At 69.1% G+C, this 18585-nt stretch carries 22 protein-coding genes; all 22 read left to right on the plus strand.

Annotated elements, in window-relative coordinates; genetic code table 11:
- Positions 1-23 precede the first annotated feature (23 nt).
- On the plus strand, positions 24-356 hold the full coding sequence (locus H4Q84_RS06575) for a hypothetical protein (RefSeq protein WP_248582600.1): 333 nt from the start codon (positions 24-26) through the stop codon (positions 354-356).
- 13 nt (positions 357-369) lie between these two features.
- The gene (locus H4Q84_RS06580) at positions 370-786 is read left to right on the plus strand and encodes a hypothetical protein (protein ID WP_248582601.1); all 417 of its coding nucleotides are present in this window, start codon (positions 370-372) and stop codon (positions 784-786) included.
- 4 nt (positions 787-790) lie between these two features.
- The gene (locus tag H4Q84_RS06585) at positions 791-1300 is read left to right on the plus strand and encodes a hypothetical protein (RefSeq protein ID WP_248582602.1); all 510 of its coding nucleotides are present in this window, start codon (positions 791-793) and stop codon (positions 1298-1300) included.
- 94 nt (positions 1301-1394) lie between these two features.
- The gene (locus H4Q84_RS06590) at positions 1395-2039 is read left to right on the plus strand and encodes a hypothetical protein (protein ID WP_248582603.1); all 645 of its coding nucleotides are present in this window, start codon (positions 1395-1397) and stop codon (positions 2037-2039) included.
- A 35-nt stretch (positions 2040-2074) separates the two neighbouring features.
- Complete coding sequence (locus H4Q84_RS06595) at positions 2075-2434, plus strand: hypothetical protein (protein ID WP_248582604.1); 360 nt, start codon at positions 2075-2077, stop codon at positions 2432-2434.
- 27 nt (positions 2435-2461) lie between these two features.
- Positions 2462-5956, plus strand: coding sequence for a phage tail tape measure protein (locus H4Q84_RS06600; protein WP_248582605.1), 3495 nt, complete (start codon positions 2462-2464; stop codon positions 5954-5956).
- Entirely contained in the window at positions 5957-6829 is an 873-nt protein-coding gene (locus H4Q84_RS06605) for a phage tail domain-containing protein (protein WP_248582606.1), read from the plus strand.
- A gap of 7 nt (positions 6830-6836) precedes the next feature.
- A complete protein-coding gene (locus H4Q84_RS06610) occupies positions 6837-7799 on the plus strand; it encodes a hypothetical protein (protein ID WP_248582607.1) in 963 nt (320 codons plus the stop codon).
- An 82-nt stretch (positions 7800-7881) separates the two neighbouring features.
- Entirely contained in the window at positions 7882-9459 is a 1578-nt protein-coding gene (locus H4Q84_RS06615) for a hypothetical protein (protein ID WP_248582608.1), read from the plus strand.
- Entirely contained in the window at positions 9456-11003 is a 1548-nt protein-coding gene (locus tag H4Q84_RS06620) for a hypothetical protein (protein ID WP_248582609.1), read from the plus strand. The genes H4Q84_RS06615 and H4Q84_RS06620 overlap by 4 nt, the downstream gene beginning before the upstream one ends.
- Before the next feature lie 24 nt (positions 11004-11027).
- Complete coding sequence (locus H4Q84_RS06625; RefSeq protein WP_248582610.1) at positions 11028-11354, plus strand: hypothetical protein; 327 nt, start codon at positions 11028-11030, stop codon at positions 11352-11354.
- On the plus strand, positions 11351-11782 hold the full coding sequence (locus H4Q84_RS06630; RefSeq protein WP_248582611.1) for a hypothetical protein: 432 nt from the start codon (positions 11351-11353) through the stop codon (positions 11780-11782). The genes H4Q84_RS06625 and H4Q84_RS06630 overlap by 4 nt, the downstream gene beginning before the upstream one ends.
- The gene (locus tag H4Q84_RS06635; RefSeq protein ID WP_248582612.1) at positions 11779-12177 is read left to right on the plus strand and encodes a hypothetical protein; all 399 of its coding nucleotides are present in this window, start codon (positions 11779-11781) and stop codon (positions 12175-12177) included. The genes H4Q84_RS06630 and H4Q84_RS06635 overlap by 4 nt, the downstream gene beginning before the upstream one ends.
- A 166-nt stretch (positions 12178-12343) precedes the next feature.
- Positions 12344-13135 (plus strand): hypothetical protein, encoded by a 792-nt coding sequence (locus tag H4Q84_RS06640; protein WP_248582613.1) that lies wholly within the window; start codon positions 12344-12346, stop codon positions 13133-13135.
- The gene (locus H4Q84_RS06645) at positions 13135-13281 is read left to right on the plus strand and encodes a hypothetical protein (protein WP_248582614.1); all 147 of its coding nucleotides are present in this window, start codon (positions 13135-13137) and stop codon (positions 13279-13281) included. The genes H4Q84_RS06640 and H4Q84_RS06645 overlap by 1 nt, the downstream gene beginning before the upstream one ends.
- A gap of 229 nt (positions 13282-13510) precedes the next feature.
- Complete coding sequence (locus tag H4Q84_RS06650; protein WP_248582615.1) at positions 13511-14167, plus strand: M15 family metallopeptidase; 657 nt, start codon at positions 13511-13513, stop codon at positions 14165-14167.
- Positions 14164-15216 carry a hypothetical protein gene (locus H4Q84_RS06655; RefSeq protein WP_248582616.1) on the plus strand — a complete coding sequence of 351 codons (1053 nt, stop codon included), beginning with the start codon at positions 14164-14166 and terminating at the stop codon, positions 15214-15216. The genes H4Q84_RS06650 and H4Q84_RS06655 overlap by 4 nt, the downstream gene beginning before the upstream one ends.
- 8 nt (positions 15217-15224) lie before the next feature.
- Positions 15225-15407 (plus strand): hypothetical protein, encoded by a 183-nt coding sequence (locus tag H4Q84_RS06660; protein ID WP_248582617.1) that lies wholly within the window; start codon positions 15225-15227, stop codon positions 15405-15407.
- Between the two features lie 2 nt (positions 15408-15409).
- Positions 15410-15700: a hypothetical protein gene (locus tag H4Q84_RS06665; RefSeq protein ID WP_248582618.1), complete on the plus strand. Its 291-nt coding sequence runs from the start codon at positions 15410-15412 to the stop codon at positions 15698-15700.
- A 3-nt stretch (positions 15701-15703) separates the two neighbouring features.
- Positions 15704-16060 carry a hypothetical protein gene (locus tag H4Q84_RS06670; protein ID WP_248582619.1) on the plus strand — a complete coding sequence of 119 codons (357 nt, stop codon included), beginning with the start codon at positions 15704-15706 and terminating at the stop codon, positions 16058-16060.
- Between the two features lie 4 nt (positions 16061-16064).
- On the plus strand, positions 16065-16517 hold the full coding sequence (locus tag H4Q84_RS06675; RefSeq protein ID WP_248582620.1) for a hypothetical protein: 453 nt from the start codon (positions 16065-16067) through the stop codon (positions 16515-16517).
- A gap of 16 nt (positions 16518-16533) precedes the next feature.
- Positions 16534-18579, plus strand: coding sequence for a hypothetical protein (locus tag H4Q84_RS06680; protein ID WP_248582621.1), 2046 nt, complete (start codon positions 16534-16536; stop codon positions 18577-18579).
- Positions 18580-18585 lie beyond the last annotated feature (6 nt).

Raw genomic sequence — 18585 nt, forward strand, 5'->3', positions numbered from 1 at the left:
ACCAACCCCGAGGAGAAGCCCTCATGGCACAGCTCAACTTCGTCCAGGCCGCCATCGCCGGGGCCAACCCCGGCTTCGTGGCCGCCTCAGCAGGCGGCGACAAGGTCGTCCCCAACGACCGCGGCGCACTCATCGTCCGGAACGGATCCGGCGCATCCATCACCGTCACCGTCGCTGTCCCCGGCAACGGCCGGTTCGGGCTGCCCGAGCCCGACGTCGCCATCGCCGTGCCCGCCGGCGCGGACCGGATCATCGGCCCGTTCCCCTCGGTCCTCGGCGACTCGGCCACCGACAACCTCGTGGCCATCACCTACAGCGCCGTCACCACCGTGACCGTCGCTCCGATCCAGATCTGAGAGGGGACAGACCATGAGCGACGGCTTCGTTGAGGTCTATGACACCATCACCGGCCTCAAGCAGCGGGTCCCCGCGCACTTCGTGGACGACCCGATCCTCGGCCGCAACATCCAAAAGACCCCGTCCCAGCGTGCCCTCGAGGGTCAGCTCGGCCAGGCCCCCACCGAGGCCTCCACGGTCGCCGAGATCCGCAGCTTCGCCGATGAGGCGGAGATCGACGTGAGCGGCCTGCGCAAGCACGCCGACCTGCTCGGCGCCGTCCAGGCGGTCGTCGGCACCGATCCCCTGCCTGAGCCCGCAACCCCTGGTGTCGACGTCGAGCTCGGCGGCGGCCCTAGCACCGACGTCGACACCCCCATCGGCGACACCCCTAGCCCGGACGGCACCGAGCCCTCCGACAACTCCGCGGCCGACGCGGGACAGGAGTAACACCATGCCCAAGAGCCTGGCCGACGGCCACATCAAGCTCGCGGTTCTCACGACCCAGCCGGCGAACCCCGGATCACCCCTGGTGTCCGAGCTCAACCTCGGCATCAACGCCGCCTGCCGGGTCCTCGGATCCGACTTCCTGTGGACACCCACCGACAGCGACAAGGTCGCCGAGAAGGCGCTGTGTGACATCAACAACATCAACGCCCTCGGCCCGTCCAACTATTCGGCCGGCCTGTCGATCTTCCGCTACTTCAACGCCGGCACCGGCGTGGCGGACCCGACCGAGGACTCGCTGTTCACGGCCACCAAGGCCAAGGGCACGAACCTGTGGATCTACGCCCGCAAGACGGGGAAGCTCGAGACCGCTGCGTGGGCCACGGGTGACGAGATCTACCTCGGTGGCCAGGTCATCACCGACGCCCCGCAGGAGCCGTCCGACCTCGGCGGCTACCTCAAGAAGCGGATCCCGCTTGAGCCGCAGGCGATGTACCCGAACATCTCCGTGGCCTGACCCACGCCCACCGGGGCGGCGGCTGCGAGGTCCGTTGCCCCGGTGCTCCACCTCGCCCACCTCGCAACCTCGCAGTTCAGACAGGAGCACCACCATGACCAACCCCGACGTCTCGCTCGGCGAGATCCCCTCCGACCCGGCCGGCCACCCCGCTCACACCCCCACGGCCATCGCCGAGGTCACCATCACGTCCCTCGCCGAAGCCGCCGTGAAGCCGCTGTCCGTGTCCGAGATCCTCGAGCACGGCCGCCGCATCGAGCGCACCGCCCGGATCTGCATCCGAGGCGACCTGCAGGCCGAGTACGACCGGATCATCCTCGAGCTCGCCGGGCTGATGGGCCCCTCCGGCGAAGTCATCGACGTCAGCCTGGCCGACGGCGACGAAGGCCCCACCCCGGCCCAGATCAAGCACGCCGAGCTCGAGGCCGTACGCCACGAGATGTCCGGTGCGATGCGGTTCGTCCGGTTCCGTGGGATGCCGTCCGACGAGTGGCCCGGCTGGGACAAGGCGCACCGCCCCAAGGGCGAGGACCCGGACCTCACCGAGTACAACACGGCTCTGATCGCCGCGTGCGCCATCGAGCCGAAGCTGAGCGTCGACGAGGTCAACAGCCTGCGTGGCGCGCTCGGGTCGCCGCAGATGGTCGAGCTGGCCAACAAGGCGTGGCAGGCCAACACGACCGGGGGTGTCGACGTCCCAAAATCGCTCGGCTCCTGGCCGAGCCGCGCGCAGGGCTAGCCCGCGATCTCATCGGCGCCGCCCGCAAGCGCGGGGTGGCACCGACGCTCTACTGCGGGATCCGGTTCCTCACCACGACCCTGCTGTACGACGACCCTGACCACGTAGATCGGGTCACTTCGACCATCGGGTCGCCGGCCTTCACCCCGGACGACCACGCACTCCTCGAGGGCCTCGAGTCGTACGAGGCCACCCTCTGCCGGTGCAGCTTCCCCCGCGATCTGGCGTGGCACTCCGACATGGACGGCTGGTTCGAGGCCGACGAGTACGTCTGTCACGCGTGCACCGCACAGGCCGGGCGCCAGGTCGCCTACACCGTCGTCCGCAACACCCGGCCCACCACTGACCCGGTGCCGGCGTTCGTCCTCGGTGTCACCACGACCCGCCCCGACTGACCCGATGACGAGCCGCGGAGGTGACGGATGACCGGTCAGGTCCGCAGCGTCGTCGTCAAGATCTCCGCGGAGACCGCCCAGGCGATCCGTAACGTTCAGGCGTTCGGCAAGGCCGCGGGTGACGCGGTCGACAAGGTCGGCGACAACCGCAAGGCGATGCAGGGGCTCGACCAGCTCGGGAACACGGCCGGCAAGGTGGGCCTGGTCGCAGCTGCGGGGCTGGGTGTTGCGCTGGCGGCGTCGACGAAGTTCGAGTCGGCGATCTCCTCGGTTGAGGCAGCCACTCGTGAGACCGCCTCGGGAATGAATGAGCTGCGGCAGGCCGCGCTGGACGCCGGTGCGGACACCGTGTTCTCAGCGACCGAGGCCGCCCAGGGCATCGAGGAGCTGGCCAAGGCCGGTGTGGCCACGACCGACATCCTCGCCGGTGGTCTGACCGGTGCGCTCGACCTGGCGGCCGCCGGACAGCTCGAGGTCGGTGAAGCCGCCGAGTTCACCGCCACCGCGCTGAATCAGTTCTCCCTTAAGGGCGACCAGGCATCCCACGTCGCGGACCTCCTCGCCGCCGGTGCCGGCAAGGCACAGGGCGAAGTCCGTGACATGGCTCTGGCGCTGGACTACGCCGGTGTCCCAGCGGCACAGCTCGGCGTGTCCATCGAGGAGACCGCCGGCACGATCGCGCTTCTCGCGAAGAACGGCATCATCGGCGAGAAGGCCGGCACCGGGCTCCGCGGCATGCTCGCCTCGCTCACGTCGCCGTCGGTCAAGGCAGCGCAGACGATGGACGGGCTCGGGATCTCCGTCTTCGACACCCAGGGCAAGTTCGTCGGCTTCGAGGGTGTCGCCGGCCAGCTGCAGTCCCGCCTCGGCGGTCTGACTGACGCCGAGCGGGCCAACGCGCTGGGCCGGATCTTCGGAACCGAGCAGCTCCAGGCGGCGAACATCCTCTACCGCGAGGGCGCTGACGGCGTACGCGAGATGACCGCGGCCGTCGACGACGAGGGCTACGCGGCTGAGAACGCGTCCATCAAGCTCGATAATCTGAGCGGCGACTTCGAACGACTTAAGGGGTCACTCGAGACTGCCCTGATCGGCACGGGATCGTCGTCCCAGGGCCCCCTGCGTTCCCTTACCCAGGGCCTCACGGGGGTCGTCGACGCCTACAACAAGCTCCCCGGTGCCGCGAAGTCCGCGACCGCAGGCCTCCTAGGTGTCACCGCACTCCTCGGTGGCGGCATCTTCGTCGCCTCGAAGACCATCCAGGGCATCAACAACACGCACACAGCCCTTTCAGGCCTGGGTGTGACTGCCTCCAGCGTCAAGGGCAAGGTCTCGTCGTTCTCGTCGTTCATGGGTGGCCCGTGGGGCATCGCGCTCGGTGGGGCCGCGGTCGCCCTGGGCCTGCTCATGAATGAGCAAGCCAAGGCCGAGGGGTACGTCAGCTCGTTGACTGCGGCATTGGACGACCAGACCGGTGCGATGACCCGCCAAGCGATCGCGACCAACCTGCAGGACGAGGGATGGCTGGAGTACGCCGAGTCCATCGGGGTAAGCGCCGAGACAGTCGTCGATGCCGCCCTCGGCTCGGCCGAGGCGATGAAGGAGGTCAACGCGGCCGCGAACGCCGACAACTCGGCGTGGTTCGCGATCTGGGACTCCGAGAACTGGACCAAGGACGCCGATCAATTCGTCGCCAACATCCAGGCTCAAGCCGAGGCCCAAGCCCAAGCCGAGAAGAACGCCAAGCTGCTCGCGGAGGCGAACGGTGAGACCGGCGACTCTGCTGGAGCCGCGGCATCGGCCGCTGGCGAAGCTGCTGACGGCTTCGAGGGTATGGGTGCCGCGGCCGGGCAGTCCCTCGCCCAGATCGAGGCGGCCGTCAAGGCCCTCCAGGACGCACGGAAGGCCGCGAGCGAGACCGCCCAAGGGTTCTTCAACCTGGGCGACTCCCTCAACGATTCCAAGGTTTCACTGAACGACTGGATCCGCGACATGGAGAAGCAGGCCACCGCACTCCGAAACTTCCGCAAGAACGCCAACGAGGCCGCCGACAAAGGTCTCCGCAAAGGCCTGATCGCGGCCCTCAAGGAAGCCGGCCCGGAGGGCGCTCTGCGCATGGAGCAGCTCGCGAACGCTACGAAGGCTGAGATCAACCGAGCCAACGCCGCTTGGGCTAGCGGGCAGCACGAGATCAACAAGTACGTCGACGCCACCACCCGTGTGCCGAAGGAGAAGAGCACCAAGCTCACGATCGACTCCGGCGGTGTCTACTCGAGCATCAACGCGGTTGAGCAGGCGCTGAGCAGCATCAAGGACGAAGAGGTCCGGATCAACGCCGTCCGGGTCGGGGCGATCTACACCGCGTCCGGGGGCGGAGGCACCGTTGGCCGCGGCAAGCCGAAGGCGACGGGCGGCCCCATCACCGGTCCTGGCACGGGTACGTCCGACGAGATCCCGATCTGGGCATCGAACGGCGAGCACATGTGGACCGCCCGCGAGGTCGCCAACGCCGGCGGACACAGCCGTGTCGAGGCCATGCGGAGCCAGTTCCGGTACGCCAACGGTGGTCCGGTCGGATTCTTCGACGCACAAACCGGGAGCACTGGCAACGCCGACGAGCGGCTGGCCGTCTTCCAGGCCGAGAAGCAGATCAAGGACCTGATCAAGGCCCTCAACGCCGACGGCAAGAACAAGCTCAAGGGTCTCGACCGGGAGATCGCGAAGACTGAGCTCGAGGCGGCCAAGGTCGCGCTGGCGGCCGCAAAGGCCGGGCTGGGTGCAACGGCCCGCCAGAAGGGCGAAGACGCGGCACAGGACGCGAAGGACGCCCGAGACAAGGCCGCCAGCGACGCGAAGGACCAGGCCGATGCCGCCGAGAAGCGGCAACAGGACCAGACCGACGCCATGGTCGCGATGATCGACGGTGCCACGACGGCTGTCGATGGGTTCATCGACGCCGCCGAGGAGCAGAAGTCTGCAGCCAAGGAGGTCCGTGATGCCGTCGTGCAGAACATGGAGCGTCTCGGAGCTGCGGCCACGGCCGGGTTCCGGTCGTCGCTGTTCGAGTCCCAGTCGGGCAACCTTTACTCCGGGTCGTCGACGTCGGGTGTGTTCGGTGCCCTGTCGAAGGACATCGCCGGGCTCGAGGCCCGGCAGGGCATCATCACGCAGCTCTCGGCCGCTGGCATCTCGTCCGGGGCCATCGACGCGCTCCTGTCGGAGGGGTCCAACCGTGACATCCAGGGGCTCCTCTCCTCGGGTCGGGCGCTGGAGTTCGACGCCATGTTCAAGCAGCGCGAGGCGCTCCTGGGCTCGGTCTCGACCCAGGCAGGGATGGCGGCGTACGGCGGGGAGCTCGGGGTGGCCAACGCCGGCGTCGGCCGCATCGAGAACCAACTGGTGCTGCTACGCCAGGAGCTCCAGTGGCTCAAGTCGATGCGCCCGATCAGCGTGACCGAAGCGATCAGCGCTGAGGCCACGGCCCGCGAGGTTGCCCGACTCCAGGCAAGGGCGGTGGTCTAGGTGCCTGTCGACACAGCACGACTCACCATCGGCAGCACCATCGCCATGTCCGGGGCGCACCTCGACCCGCTGGTCGACGAGTACGGCGTCGACTGGCTCCTCACCAAGCTCGACGGCTGGGACGACGGTTACGCCGCACCGGACTCTGGTGTCACGAACCGTGTGTCCGACCATGGCGGCCACGTGAGCGATGTGTTCGCGGTGCCGCGAATCGTGCACGTCGAGGGCCGGGTGAAGGCCCCCTCGTGGGATGCTGCGACCCTCGCGTGGGAGCGCCTCATGGCGGCGGTCCCGTTGTCGGACCAGACGACGATGACTGTGGCTCACGGCGTCGCTGCGGTGCTCCCCACCAAGCAGGCTGCCGTACGCCAGCATGAGAAGCCGGTGATCGCGGACCGGGTCGGTGGGCTGCTGTCGTACTCGTTGTCCCTGATCGCACCGGACCCGCGCCGCTATGCCACGGTCCTGCAGTCTGCGTCGACGGGGTTGCCGTTCACCACGGGCGGCCTGTCGCTCCCGATCGTCCTGCCCATCTCCATTGGCGCGACGGTGAACTCGGGCCGCCTGGCGTTGACGAACGCGGGCAACGCCGCCGCACCGCCGTCCCTCTCCATCACCGGGCCGTGCCCGGCCCCGACGATCACCCATCTGGGGACGGGTCGACGCCTGGTCGTGGCTGATGCGATCGACGCGGGCCGGGTCCTGACGATCGACACCGTCAACCGGACGGCGCTGCTCGATGGGACCGTGCTCCGCACCGTCACCGGGTCGTGGTGGCAGTTGGAGCCGGGTGTCAACCAGATCGCGTTCACTGCTCCCGCCTACGACGCGGGAGCGCTCCTGACCGTCTCATTCCGTTCGGCATGGAAGTAGGTAGACCGTGGCTATCCCCTTCGATGTCGACGCGACGTGGCTCAACACGACAGCCTCCTACGACGCGGGCGAACTCCGCCGAGCCGATGGTGCCCTTGTCGCTGGCGCCGGTGGTACCCCGTGGGGCGGCATCGCCCGCCACTCCGACACCGCCATGAACGTGACCGTGAACGGGTCCGACGTGGTGACCGTGAACCCCGGCTCCGTGGTGATCCCCGGCAACGCGGTCGCTGAGACCGGCGTCTATCGGGCGTCGCTGTCGGCGCTACAGACCGGCACCTTGGCCGCCCGGCACGCTACGAACCCGCGCATCACCTTGGTGGTGTTCCGTGCTCTCGACACCGACGTGGTGGTCGGGCACGCCGCCTACAAGGGTCGCATCGAGTTCGTCGACGGCACCCCGGGCGCTGTCCCCTCGGCCCCAGCGTTGCCGTCGATGGCCGTCGAGCTGGCCCGCATCACCGTCCCGCAGACCGGCGGCGCCGCGGCCTCGGTCGACCTGACCTACCGCACCTACGCGACCGCAGCGGGCGGCACACTCATGGTGCCCACGTTCGCGCGTCTTCCCGCCTCGGCTGCGAAGTGGCAGCAGGCCCGGACGATCGACACTGGCTCGTTTTACGAGTGGAACGGCACGGCGTGGGTTGCGCTGAACGCGTGGACCGGCGCGGAGGTCCCTGTCCAGGGTGGGACCGTCCCCCCGGCTGGGGCCCGGCAGATCATGGCGGCACAGTCGGTGGTGACGACGGTGGGTGCCGTTTCCACCATCACCGTCCCCTTCGGCCGCACCTTCGGCAACGGTGTGATCTCCGTGGTGGTCTCAATCGGCGACTCGGCCGGCGACCCTGGCTTCGCACGAGTGACGGGCGTAACGACCAGTCAGGCGACCTGCCAGGTGTACGCCCCGAACGGCAACGGCATGGCCCAGAACCTGCCGGTCCGGGTGAACGTCATCGCAGTCGGCTGGTGACCCGGTGGCCGTCTCCTGGCATTCCTTCGACCTCGTCTCGGGGCGTCGGGGCGCACGAGTCGAAACCGAGTCGCTCGGCACGGTGAAGCGCAAGATAAGCGAGGCGTGCGACGTCACGATCGGCGTCAAGATGTACGACCACGAGCGCGGGGCTCCGCAGCCCGGCTGGCTCGAGGGAACCATCGGTGGCCTCACGATGCTGGTCGCGCTCGACGGCGACGACGAACAGATCCTGTGGGGCGGCATGAACGTCCGCCGCATCGCGCCACTGGTGGGCTCCTACGCGCAGGTCTCCTGCGTCACCCTCGAGCACTACTTCGGCCGCCGCTACGTCGGTGACGTGTCGTGGAACAACGTCGACCTGACCCAGATCGCCAACGACGTCGTCGACTCGATCTCCACCGCCGGGATCGGCCTGGTCGTGGCCGCGACCAACACCGGGGTGAAGCTCAGCGGGGAGTACGCCAACAGTGAGGACATCCGGGTTGCTGCGGTCCTCGAGACCCTGTCGACCCTGTACGGCGGCATCGAGTACGCCGTCGAGCTGGGTTGGGCCAACGCCGACCACACGGTCCTGACGAAGACGCTGCGGATCGCCCCGCGGATCGGCCTAGCCCCGGTCACCCCGACGACGTGGTCGTTCCCGGGGTGCATCACCGGTGGCAACTTCACCGAGGACTTCACCACCGAGTTCGGTGCCAACGATGTGACTGCTGTGTCGTCGGGTGAGGTCGATCGGCCGTCGGCTCGGGCTTCTGATGAGGCGCTGATCGGCGGGGGGTGGCCCCGGTATGAGCGGCGCTGGACGCCTGGCACGTCGATCACCCGCGAGTCCACGTTGGAGTCGCACGCCGCGGCCGAGTTGGTGAACACGAGGTTGGGTTTGACGCAGTTCGACTTCACCGCCGACTCGCGGACCGCACCCCGGTTCGGTGTCGACTGGTTCCTCGGGGACGACCTCATGGCCGAGGTCTCCTGCGACCGGTTCCCCGAGGTGGCGACCATCACGGGCGGCACGGCCGACGCAGTGAACCTCACCACCACCCCCAAGAACCAGACTCCTTACCCCAATGACTCCTTCTGGCCGGTCACCGCGAACGTTGCAATCACGGGGCACCCACTGGGCTTCACCGTCGGCGCACGCGTCAACCCGACCAGCGGTGCTGGTAACGCCTTGGCTTCGGTCTACAACCTCGACGGGCTGGGCGACACCGCGATCTCTCGGTGGCTCGGTGTCTGGGTCAAGGCCAACCGTGCGGCCAACGCCCACACCTACTCAACTGCGAGCGGTGACGGCCCCGAAGTGAGTCTCCTCGCGAACGTCTGGACGTGGGTGCGCACCGGCACGGCGAGCGTGGGGCACATCAGCCTGATCGTGTTCACCGCCGCCGGCAACGTCGTGGCGGGCACCGACAAGGTCGAGATCGCAGGCGTCGTGTCTGCTGTGGCTGGCGCCGGCTCCTACTTCGACGGCGACACCCCCGACAACAACCTGCACACCTACGACTGGACCGGCACCCCGAACGCCTCGACATCGACCCGCACCCCCAACAACTACATGCGCTCACCCGGCTTCACCGAACGCCTCCGCGCGACCGGGGTCGAGCTGGACTTCGACAACCACACGGTCAAGCCCATCACGCAGGAGGCTGACTCGTGACGATCCGGAAGCGCTTCGACAACAGCCCCGACACACTGCCCAAGAGGGTCGCGAACCTCGACGCGAAGTTCGAGCAGGAGCGTGCGGCGCTCCGCAACCGGTCCTCGGCCGTCACGGTCGGCGGGCAGGTGTTCTTCGTCCGCGACGGCATCCTCTTCCTCCGCGACGTCGACGGCACCGAACGCCCCGCCGTCCCGATCGCCCGCACGGCCCCGTTCCCGAACAACTCGTTCGAGGCGGTCGACGACACCGGCTTCCCACTGAACTGGTCGGCGTACTGGCGGTCAGCCGACGCCACGGTCACCACCGACACCTCGTGGTCCACGCTGGGGGGCAGGTCGCTCAAGGGCACCAACGGTCCCGCAACGAACTCCGCAGCCATCGCGAACTCGGGCACGTGGAACACGGCGCCCGGAGCCACGATGCTCGTGGAGTTCGACGCCAGGGGCATCGGGGTCAGCCCTCAGGTCATCGCCTACACCGTGTCCAACGTCGCGTCAGGCGGGACAGGGCTCTTTGACCCCGGCGCCTCCGTCACCCAGCAAACTTTCAACCTGACGGCCACGGGCTCCGCGTACACGGCGTCGTTGACGCTCCCATCGACGCACACACGCGCCGCGCTCTACTTCGACATGGGCTCGGCCGCCTCCTCGGCCGTCGTGAGTGTGTGGGTCGACAACGTCGGCGTGACCGGTGGAGAACAGCAGGTCGCCGGTCACTCCGACTACCTCCGCCGTGCCATCCAGGCCATCACCGGTGGCGGCATCCGCACCAGCACCACCGCCGGCGACATCGCATGGGGCACCGGGTTCCGCGTCACAGGCGCTGGACTACAGCTCGACGAGGCACCGGACGGCTACTTCCTGATCGGCATGCCCGCCAACGGCACCGTCATCCCGGTCCACCACTCCACGGCCCGCACCTCCCACACCGTGGCGTCGGGCCTGATCCGGCTCAACGCCAACGAGTCGCTGTGGTACGAACTCCCACTCGCCGCAGCCGCCGCGTCCCAGCCCGCCCGGTTCCACATCGTGGCCAACACCTCCGCCGACGGGTACGTCATCGGCGCCGGCTGGGTCCTCGTCTGCGCACGCGGCGACGTGGCCGGCAACCCCACGAGCGACGAGTTCAAATGGGCCGACGGCCGCCCCGACGACCCACGACGGAACCCCGCCGCCAGCACCGTCAACGCCACCGCACAAACCGTGTCATCCACCACCCCCGCCGACGTCCCAGCCCTGACCATCACCCGGTCCGCCGTCAGCACCGCAGCCCTCTTCGAGGTCGATTGCACCCTCGACACCGTCTGCAACACCGGCGGGACCATGATCGCCCGGCTCCTCGTCGACGGAACCGCCCAGACCCCGGTGATCGTCTACGCCGCCACAGCCGGTCTGCGGATCCCGTGCACCCGCCGCTGGGTCGTCACCGGGCTCTCGTCGGGGTCGCACGTCTTCAAGATCACGACCGAACTGGCCGCGGCCGGCGGCAACTTCACCGTCAACGCCACCCACAGCAGCCTCACCGTCGACGCCCGATCCTGACCAACCCGCTCGGAGGGAGCACACGTGTCCTACCTCAACAAGGCCGAACTCGCCCAGTCACCAGCGTTCCGGCAACGCATCCTCGCCGCTCTACCCGACGTCGCCGGACTCGTCACGAACGAGGACCAGTCCGAGATGGGGCTCGAGGAAAAGCGCAAGCGCCTCGGTCTCGCCGTCGACGTCATGGTCGACCCCGCAACCAAGGTGCAGGCGTTCGTGTGGCCCGTCATCTCCAACCCGATCATCGGCAACGCGGGCATGGACGCCGAAGACAGCGCGATCCAGTACCAAGTGCTCCAGATGTGGGGCCAGGTCGCCGGCGTCACCGCAGCCGACAAGGCTGCAACGTGACCCGGACAGGGCACCCCCTGCTCGCACTCCGCCCCTGGCGCCGACACTCACTCGTGCTCGCCGTCGCCGGCCTCGTGTACATCCTGATCGGGCTCGTCTACATCCTGGTCCCGCTCACCGTCGACCGTTCAGTCGCCCTTGAGCTCGCGCTCCGGGTCGCGCCCCCCCAGGTGTGGGGCGGCGTCTGGGTGATCGTCGGCCTCCTCAGCCTCGCCTCGACCCGCTGGCCACCCACCAGCGAGACCTGGGGCTACACCTCCATGAGCTCGCTCGCAGCCCTGTGGGCCGCGATCTACGCCCTGTCCATGCTGTTCTTCGGTGCACCCAGGACTGGTGTGACAGCGGTGGCCGTGTGGTCGTTGCTCGCGTTCATGTGGTGGTCGATCTCGGGGCTTCGCAACCCCGACGACATCCCACGGGCCCGGTGATCACCATGGTCGTCACCCCGTGGGTGATCGCACAGCTGTCCGAAAACGCGACGTCAACGGCGATCGCGTCGGTGATCGCCGCCGCCGTCGCCGGGTTCGCTGCGTGGGCTACCCAGCGCACCGCGGCCGCCGCCGCGGTTCGCAACCAGAGCGTCGCCTCACGGACCGACATCGAGCTCGCGGCGTTCGAGCGCGCCAAGACGTACTACACCGACACGATCGACCGTCAGGACGCCGAGATCCACGGCCTCGAGGACGACGTGTCCGGCCTCAAGACCGAGGTCGCCGGATTGCAGCAGGGCCGACGCGAGGACCGCGCCGAGATCGAACGCCTGGCCGACGAACTGGCGGTGGCCAAAGCTGCCCTGCACATGCGTTACCCGGACGAGTTCTGACCGTGCTGCTCCGCCTCCATCGGTGGCTCGCCCGCCAGCTGGCACCGCGGTGCCCGTACTGCCGCCAACCGCTCGACGAGTGCCGCGGCGACTGGCCTATCCACAACGGCTGACTCCGCTTGGGGCGTCGGGCCGAACATCCAACTCAACAGGCCCGGAGGTTGCCATGCCCCGATCCCAGCCACCCGACTTCGTCGACTCCCACGCTGCCGGCCTCTGGAACGCCGGCCCCGCCGACTGGCGGGGCCTCGTAACCGCGGTCCTCGACGCGGAGATCGACGGTGTACCCGTCTCGCTGCTCGGTATGACCGAGACCACCCAGCTCACCCCTTGGGTCCCGCCCGGGTGGGGCCTCTTCCACGACGGCCCCGCCCGCGACACCGGCCGCGACGAATGCACGATCGCGTGGGACGAGTCGGTCTGGGAGTCTGCTGGGCCCGGCTGGGCCGAACCGCTCACCGGCAAGATGTTCCGCCTCGAAGACGGCCGCGTACGACCCCGTGTGCACGCCGTCGGCAAGCCCCTGCGCCACCGCGTGACAGGGCACGGCATTGTGCGCGTCGAGCTCCACGCCCCCTCAGGCACCGACGGAGGCACCGGGCTGCGCCGCAACGAGCGGGCCGCGGTCACCCGCGACATCCTCGCCGGCCGCCGGCAGCTCAAGAAGGCGCTCCGCAAGCAGTACCCCGGGTTCCAGATCCTCGAGTCCGCCGACGAGAACGTCGACCTACGCCGACAGTGGGTCCGGCAGCTACTCGACCGCGCCGGCGGCATCGGGATCTGGGTGAAGCGCCGCCTCCCCGGTCGCGGCACCCACGGACCCCGGCTCATCGACGGGTCACGGCACAGTCGGCGCCTGCGCCTGGTGCTCGCCCGTGTGCTGGCCCGGGTGAGGCCCTTCGACCATCGACCCCTCGTGGCCGGCTACCGGTTCCTCGGCAAGAAGCGGCGTCGGTGATGCAACTCCGCGACCTGCCCGCGCTATGTCTCACCGCCTACGCCCTCGGTGGCCTCATTGCGCTCGCGCTGTTCCGGCGCGCCATGCGTGACGCCGAGGCGTCCGACCACCGAGCCGTCGTGCTCAACCTCAGGAGGAAGTCATGATGCCTGTCGACAGACAACCGGCCTGCACCGAAGCCGCCGCACTGCCCCTGATTGATGCCGTCTTCGGCCTACGCAAGGGCTACGTGACCGCGGCCCGAACTCTCACCGTGACCTACTGCCGTCGTTGCCCGGTAGCGCGAGAGTGCCTCGCGGAGGGGATGGCCGGACGTGAACCCGGTCTGTGGGGCGGCACGCACCGCAACAACGCCGGACAAGTCCGGGTCGCGTCATGAGCGCCTCCCAGAACGGCTGGTCCGCAGGCCCCGGCATGATCCTGCGGCCCCTCGTCGTCGGAGGCATCGCGTTCGTCCCGGGCATCCGCCACGACGACGACGTACACACCGTCCTCGGATACGTCGCAGACCAGTTCCACACCCGCGTCGAGCCGCTCCGGAACCCCGGCTGTTGGGGGTACGCGTTCCGCGAGAACCGCAACGACCCCAACGCCCTGTCCAACCACGCGTCCGGCACCGCGATCGACTGCAACGCGCCGGCGCACCCCAACGGTGTGCCGACCAACCGGACCTTCACGCCCAAGCAGGTCGCCGAGGTCCACAAGATCCTCGCCGAGGTCGACCACACCGTGCGCTGGGGCGGCGACTACACCGGCACCCCCGACGCCATGCACTTCGAGATCGACACCACCCCGGCACGCCTCGCAGCCGTGGCCGACCGCATCCGCAACCAGGAGGACGACATGTTCACCGACGAAGACCGCGCAGACCTCAAGGCCACACGCAAGGTGACAGAGCGCACCCGTGAAGGCTCGTTCAAACGCGACAAGGCGATCCTGGCCGGCCTCGACGAGATCGCCGAGACCAGCACCAAGACCGCCCGCAAGAGCCAGGTCGCAGCTCTCAAGAAGCTGTTCGAGGACGAGTCGTGAAACGCGTCCCCGCCGCCCTGACCGCGACCGTGGGACTCATTCTCGGCATCGTGCTCGCCGGTGCGCTGAGCCCCGCACAGTCGGATGCCCCGGCCGCTGCGTCGGCCTGCGCCTACCCCACGGGCAGCATCAGCAACGCCAAGCTCCTGGCGTACATGAGGTGCCGCTTCGACGAGCAGGCGGGCACCAGCACCCCTGTGCCCTCCCCGTCCGCTACGCCGGCCCCGAGCCCCACGCCCTCCCCGTCGCCGACGACGTCGCCGACCCCTACTCCGGCCAGTGGCTTCCCCGACGCGAGCAACACCGGCACACCTGACGAGCAGACGCTCACCACCTACACCGGCCCGGCGACCATCAACACTGCAGGCACCGTGATCGACGGCAAGATCACGGGCGACCTCACCATCAATGCCGCCAACGTGACCATCCGCAACTCCCGCGTGAACGGCGTCGTTGTCATGTCCGAGAGCGGCACCGCGACGGTCACGATCCTCGACTCCACCATCAACGGCGGCACCGCCACCATCGGCGTGGTCGGGCAGCGCAACATCACCATGCGCCGCACCGAGGTCATCGGCGGCGCTCACTCGATCTCCTGCAAGGCCAACTGCGACATCCAGGATTCGTGGCTGCACGCGCAGTACATGCCGTCCAGCCAGGCCGTCCACGGCGACGGGTTCCTCTCCAACGGCGGCGACAACATGCGCGTCGTACACAACACCCTCGCCTGCGACTCCCGGCCCAACAACGCGGGCGGCGCGTGCTCGTCCGGGGTCGCGCTCTACGGAGACTTCGACCCCATCACGAACGTCACCATCGACGGCAACTACTTCCCCGAGTCGCCCGCCGGCTACTGCCTCTACGGCGCATGGGACGGCAAGCCGTATGGGCCGCAGACCCGGAACCTCGTCATCACGAACAACGTGTTCGCTCGTGGCGCTTCCGGCAAGTGTGGCGTCTACGGGCCTGTCGCAGCCATCGCCCCGTCTACCAACGGCAACGTCTTCACCGGCAACCGCTGGGACGACGGGGCTGCACTCAACCCCTAGGAGTCCTGGTGAATCTCAACCCACCCCGTCGTGTCCGTGCGGCGCTCTACATCGCGTCCACGTTCGCCACCCCGACCGTCCTGTGGGCGTCGTCCACCGGGCGCATCGACGCCGCGCTGACCGTGCTCCTCGGGTCGTACATCGCCATCGTCTCCGGCCTCGCGGCCGCCAACACCGCACAGGAGAACTGACCATGGCCAAGACAGACCCCCGCATCGACAAGCGCAAGGTCACGATGACCACCCACGTCGCCATGGTCGACGCCGACGGCGAGCCGTACTTCGAGACCCACAAGGCGGTCGACTACGTCCGCCCCGACTTTCTCGACGCCTACGTCGCCGACGCCCAGACGCGGTGGCAGACCGTGCACGTCTCCCCCGAACCCGACGCCGGCCCCGGTGGCTACGACGGCGCCACCCACGTCCCCGCTGGCCTCGAGCACGAGCTCGCCGGTCAGACGTTCGCCGCAACCCAGGAGGACTGACCCATGGCCATCGCCATCCTCGCGCAGCGGAACGCGCTCGCCACCGCCTACGGCACGAACGCCCCGTTCGGGTGCCTCTTCACTGCCGACCCCGGCACCTCCGGCACCGTCACAGGTGAGGTCACAGGAGGTTCGCCGCCCTACGCCCGGAAGGCAATGAACTGGGGCGGAGTCTCGGCGTCGGCCATCACGGGTGCACCCACGTTCGACGTGCCCGCTGCGACGACCGCGACGTTCTTCGGTGTGGCCGTCAGCGGCACCGCGGCCACTGCCGACCTCCGCGACAAGGTCGCCGTCACCTCGCAGGCCTTCGCCTCCCAAGGCACCTACCAGGTGACCGCTACCTACACCCAGAGCTGACCCGATGACGGTCCTCGGCGCGATCGCCTACGACCCCGCCACATCGGTTTCCAAGGCCACCACGGCGGCGCTCGCGATGACCGCGATCGACACGACGAACCTGCGGCTCACCGTGACGGTGCCCGCGTCGGGTCGGCTCTGGGTCGAGCTTCAGGGCACGCTGCACGGCGCGGCCACGTTCCCGCAGATCCTCTTGGGTGTGCTCGACGGGGCCACCGTGCGGGCCCGCGTCTCGGCGGCGGGTCTGTTGCAGGGCAACGCGGCGGCGACGTCGATGCTGACCGTCGTGGCGTTCGCCCCGATCACCGGCCTGACTCCCGCGGCGTCCATCACCCTCGACGCGGCCTACGGGGTGGAGACGCTGGTGGCGGCCACGGGATTGAAGTACGGCGGACCGAACGGCACGACGGCGAACGACGCGTTCGGTGCCTTCATCTTCGCGATCCATGACCTCTGATCGCTAGGAGCGCGCCGTGAGCGACATCGTGCTGCTCCACGCGCGCAAGCACCAGGGCAAGCCGCCTCGCACAGCTGACGCGTCCTATGTCGCCCCTGTCCCCGCCGACACCCAGACAGCAACCGGCACCGGCACCGCCGCGATCACGGCCACCACCACGGCGGCTGTCGGGGACCAGCTCGTGTTCAAGCGGTCCCGCGAGTCCGGCCCAGACGGCGGCGCGGCATGGTCCGCGAACCCCTCGGGTGGTGGGCTGACGTGGACCCTGCGCGCCCAGGTGCTCGTCGCGTCGAAGGTCAACGAGGAAATCTGGACCAGCAGCGTCGTCTCGGCGGCTGGCTCCGTCACGATCGACACGGGCACGACGACGACTGCTCAGCGCAAGGCCATCGTCCTCGAAAGGTGGCAAGGCGCGGCGACCTTCGACGGCACACAGAAGATTCTCCAGCTCAACGGCGCAGCTGGCACGTTCCCCGACAGCCACCTGCTCAGTACGAAGTACGACAACTGCATCATCACCGCATCGTGTGGTGACTGGTCCGCCACGGTTCCCGGCACCCGCGACTACTACAGCGGCGCCACCGAGCAACTGCTAGACGACGGCTCCACGGGCGGCACCTACGTCGGGTACGACTGGCGGCAGGCCGCTGCCATCGCCGGTCCCCAGCGCGTAGGCATGCGATCCCCGGCGACCGGGCAGACATGGTCGCTCGTCGCGCTCGAAGTCCAGTCGATCCAGTCCGCAGGTGGCTTCACGGGCGCCGCCACGCTCACCGGATCCGGTTCACTGTCATCCACAGCTACCCCGGCCAGCACAGGCTCTGCGACGCTCACCGGCACAGGCACCCTGTCCACGGCCAGCACGCCGAGCACCACGACCTCGGCCTCACTGAGCGGCTCCGGAACCCTCTCAGCGGTGGGTCGCCCCACTGCCGCCGTCACCGCCTCGCTGAGCGGGTCCGGCGCACTCGTTGCCGCCGGAGCAGTCGTGGCCGTCGGCGCAGCCACCCTTGGCGGCTCAGGAACCCTCACCGCCGTCTCCACCCCCAGCCCGACAGGCACGGCGACACTCACCGGCGCCGGAACCCTGGCAACCACGGCCAAGCCCAGCACGGCGGTAACGGCCACCCTGAGCGGCGCGGGCACCCTCACCGCCCAGGGTGCACCAGCGACCACGGGCACAGCCGCGCTGTCGGGCACCGGAACCCTCGCCGCGACGGGTGGCCTGGTCGTCGCCAGCGCCGCCACACTCACAGGCGCCGGCGCCCTCACGGCGACCGGGACCCCGGCCGAGAGCGTTGCCGCAGCCCTCAGCGGCAGCGGAACGATCACCACGACCGGCACGCCCGCCACCTCACCGATCGTGACCTTGTCAGGCACGGGGGTCCTGGCTGCGACCGGGGGCACCGCGAGCACGAGCAGCGCGGCCCTCACGGGCTCCGGAACGCTATCGGCCTCGGCGAAACCTGCCGCCGCGTCGACGGCCGCCCTGTCTGGCGCCGGCGCGCTGATCGCCACCGGCATTCCTCAGACCTCCGCGGTGGCCACCCTCGCAGGCGCCGGCACGCTGAACACCACCAGCGGCTCCGCGAGCTCCGGTGCTACCACACTGTCCGGCACCGGCGTCCTGGCCCTCACCACGACTCCCAACCTCACGCACACCGCCAGCCTGTCGGGGTCCGGCACCCTGACATCCATCAGCAAACCGACCCTCGCGACGGGCGCCGTGCTCACGGGCTCGGGCACCCTCACCTTCGCCGCCGGGGCCGCCACCCAGGCGCTGGCTGACCTCACCGGAGCCGGCGAACTAGCCGCGTCCGGGGTGCCAGCCGGAACCGGCCCCGCGGCCCTCACGGGCTCCGGCCAGCTCGTGGCCGCTCAGGGCATCACCCCGACCGTGCCCGACATCGACGTCACCCTCATCACACCCCGGCGCTGGTCGATCATCACACCGCGGCGCACGACGACGCTCACCACCCCCGACCGCCCCACAACGGTGCTCACACCCGACCGGCACACCCTCACCATCCCGGCCCGCCCGACGCTCACCACACAGCCCTGAGGAGCC

Source organism: Nocardioides sp. InS609-2, from assembly GCF_023208195.1.
Taxonomy (GTDB): domain Bacteria; phylum Actinomycetota; class Actinomycetes; order Propionibacteriales; family Nocardioidaceae; genus Nocardioides.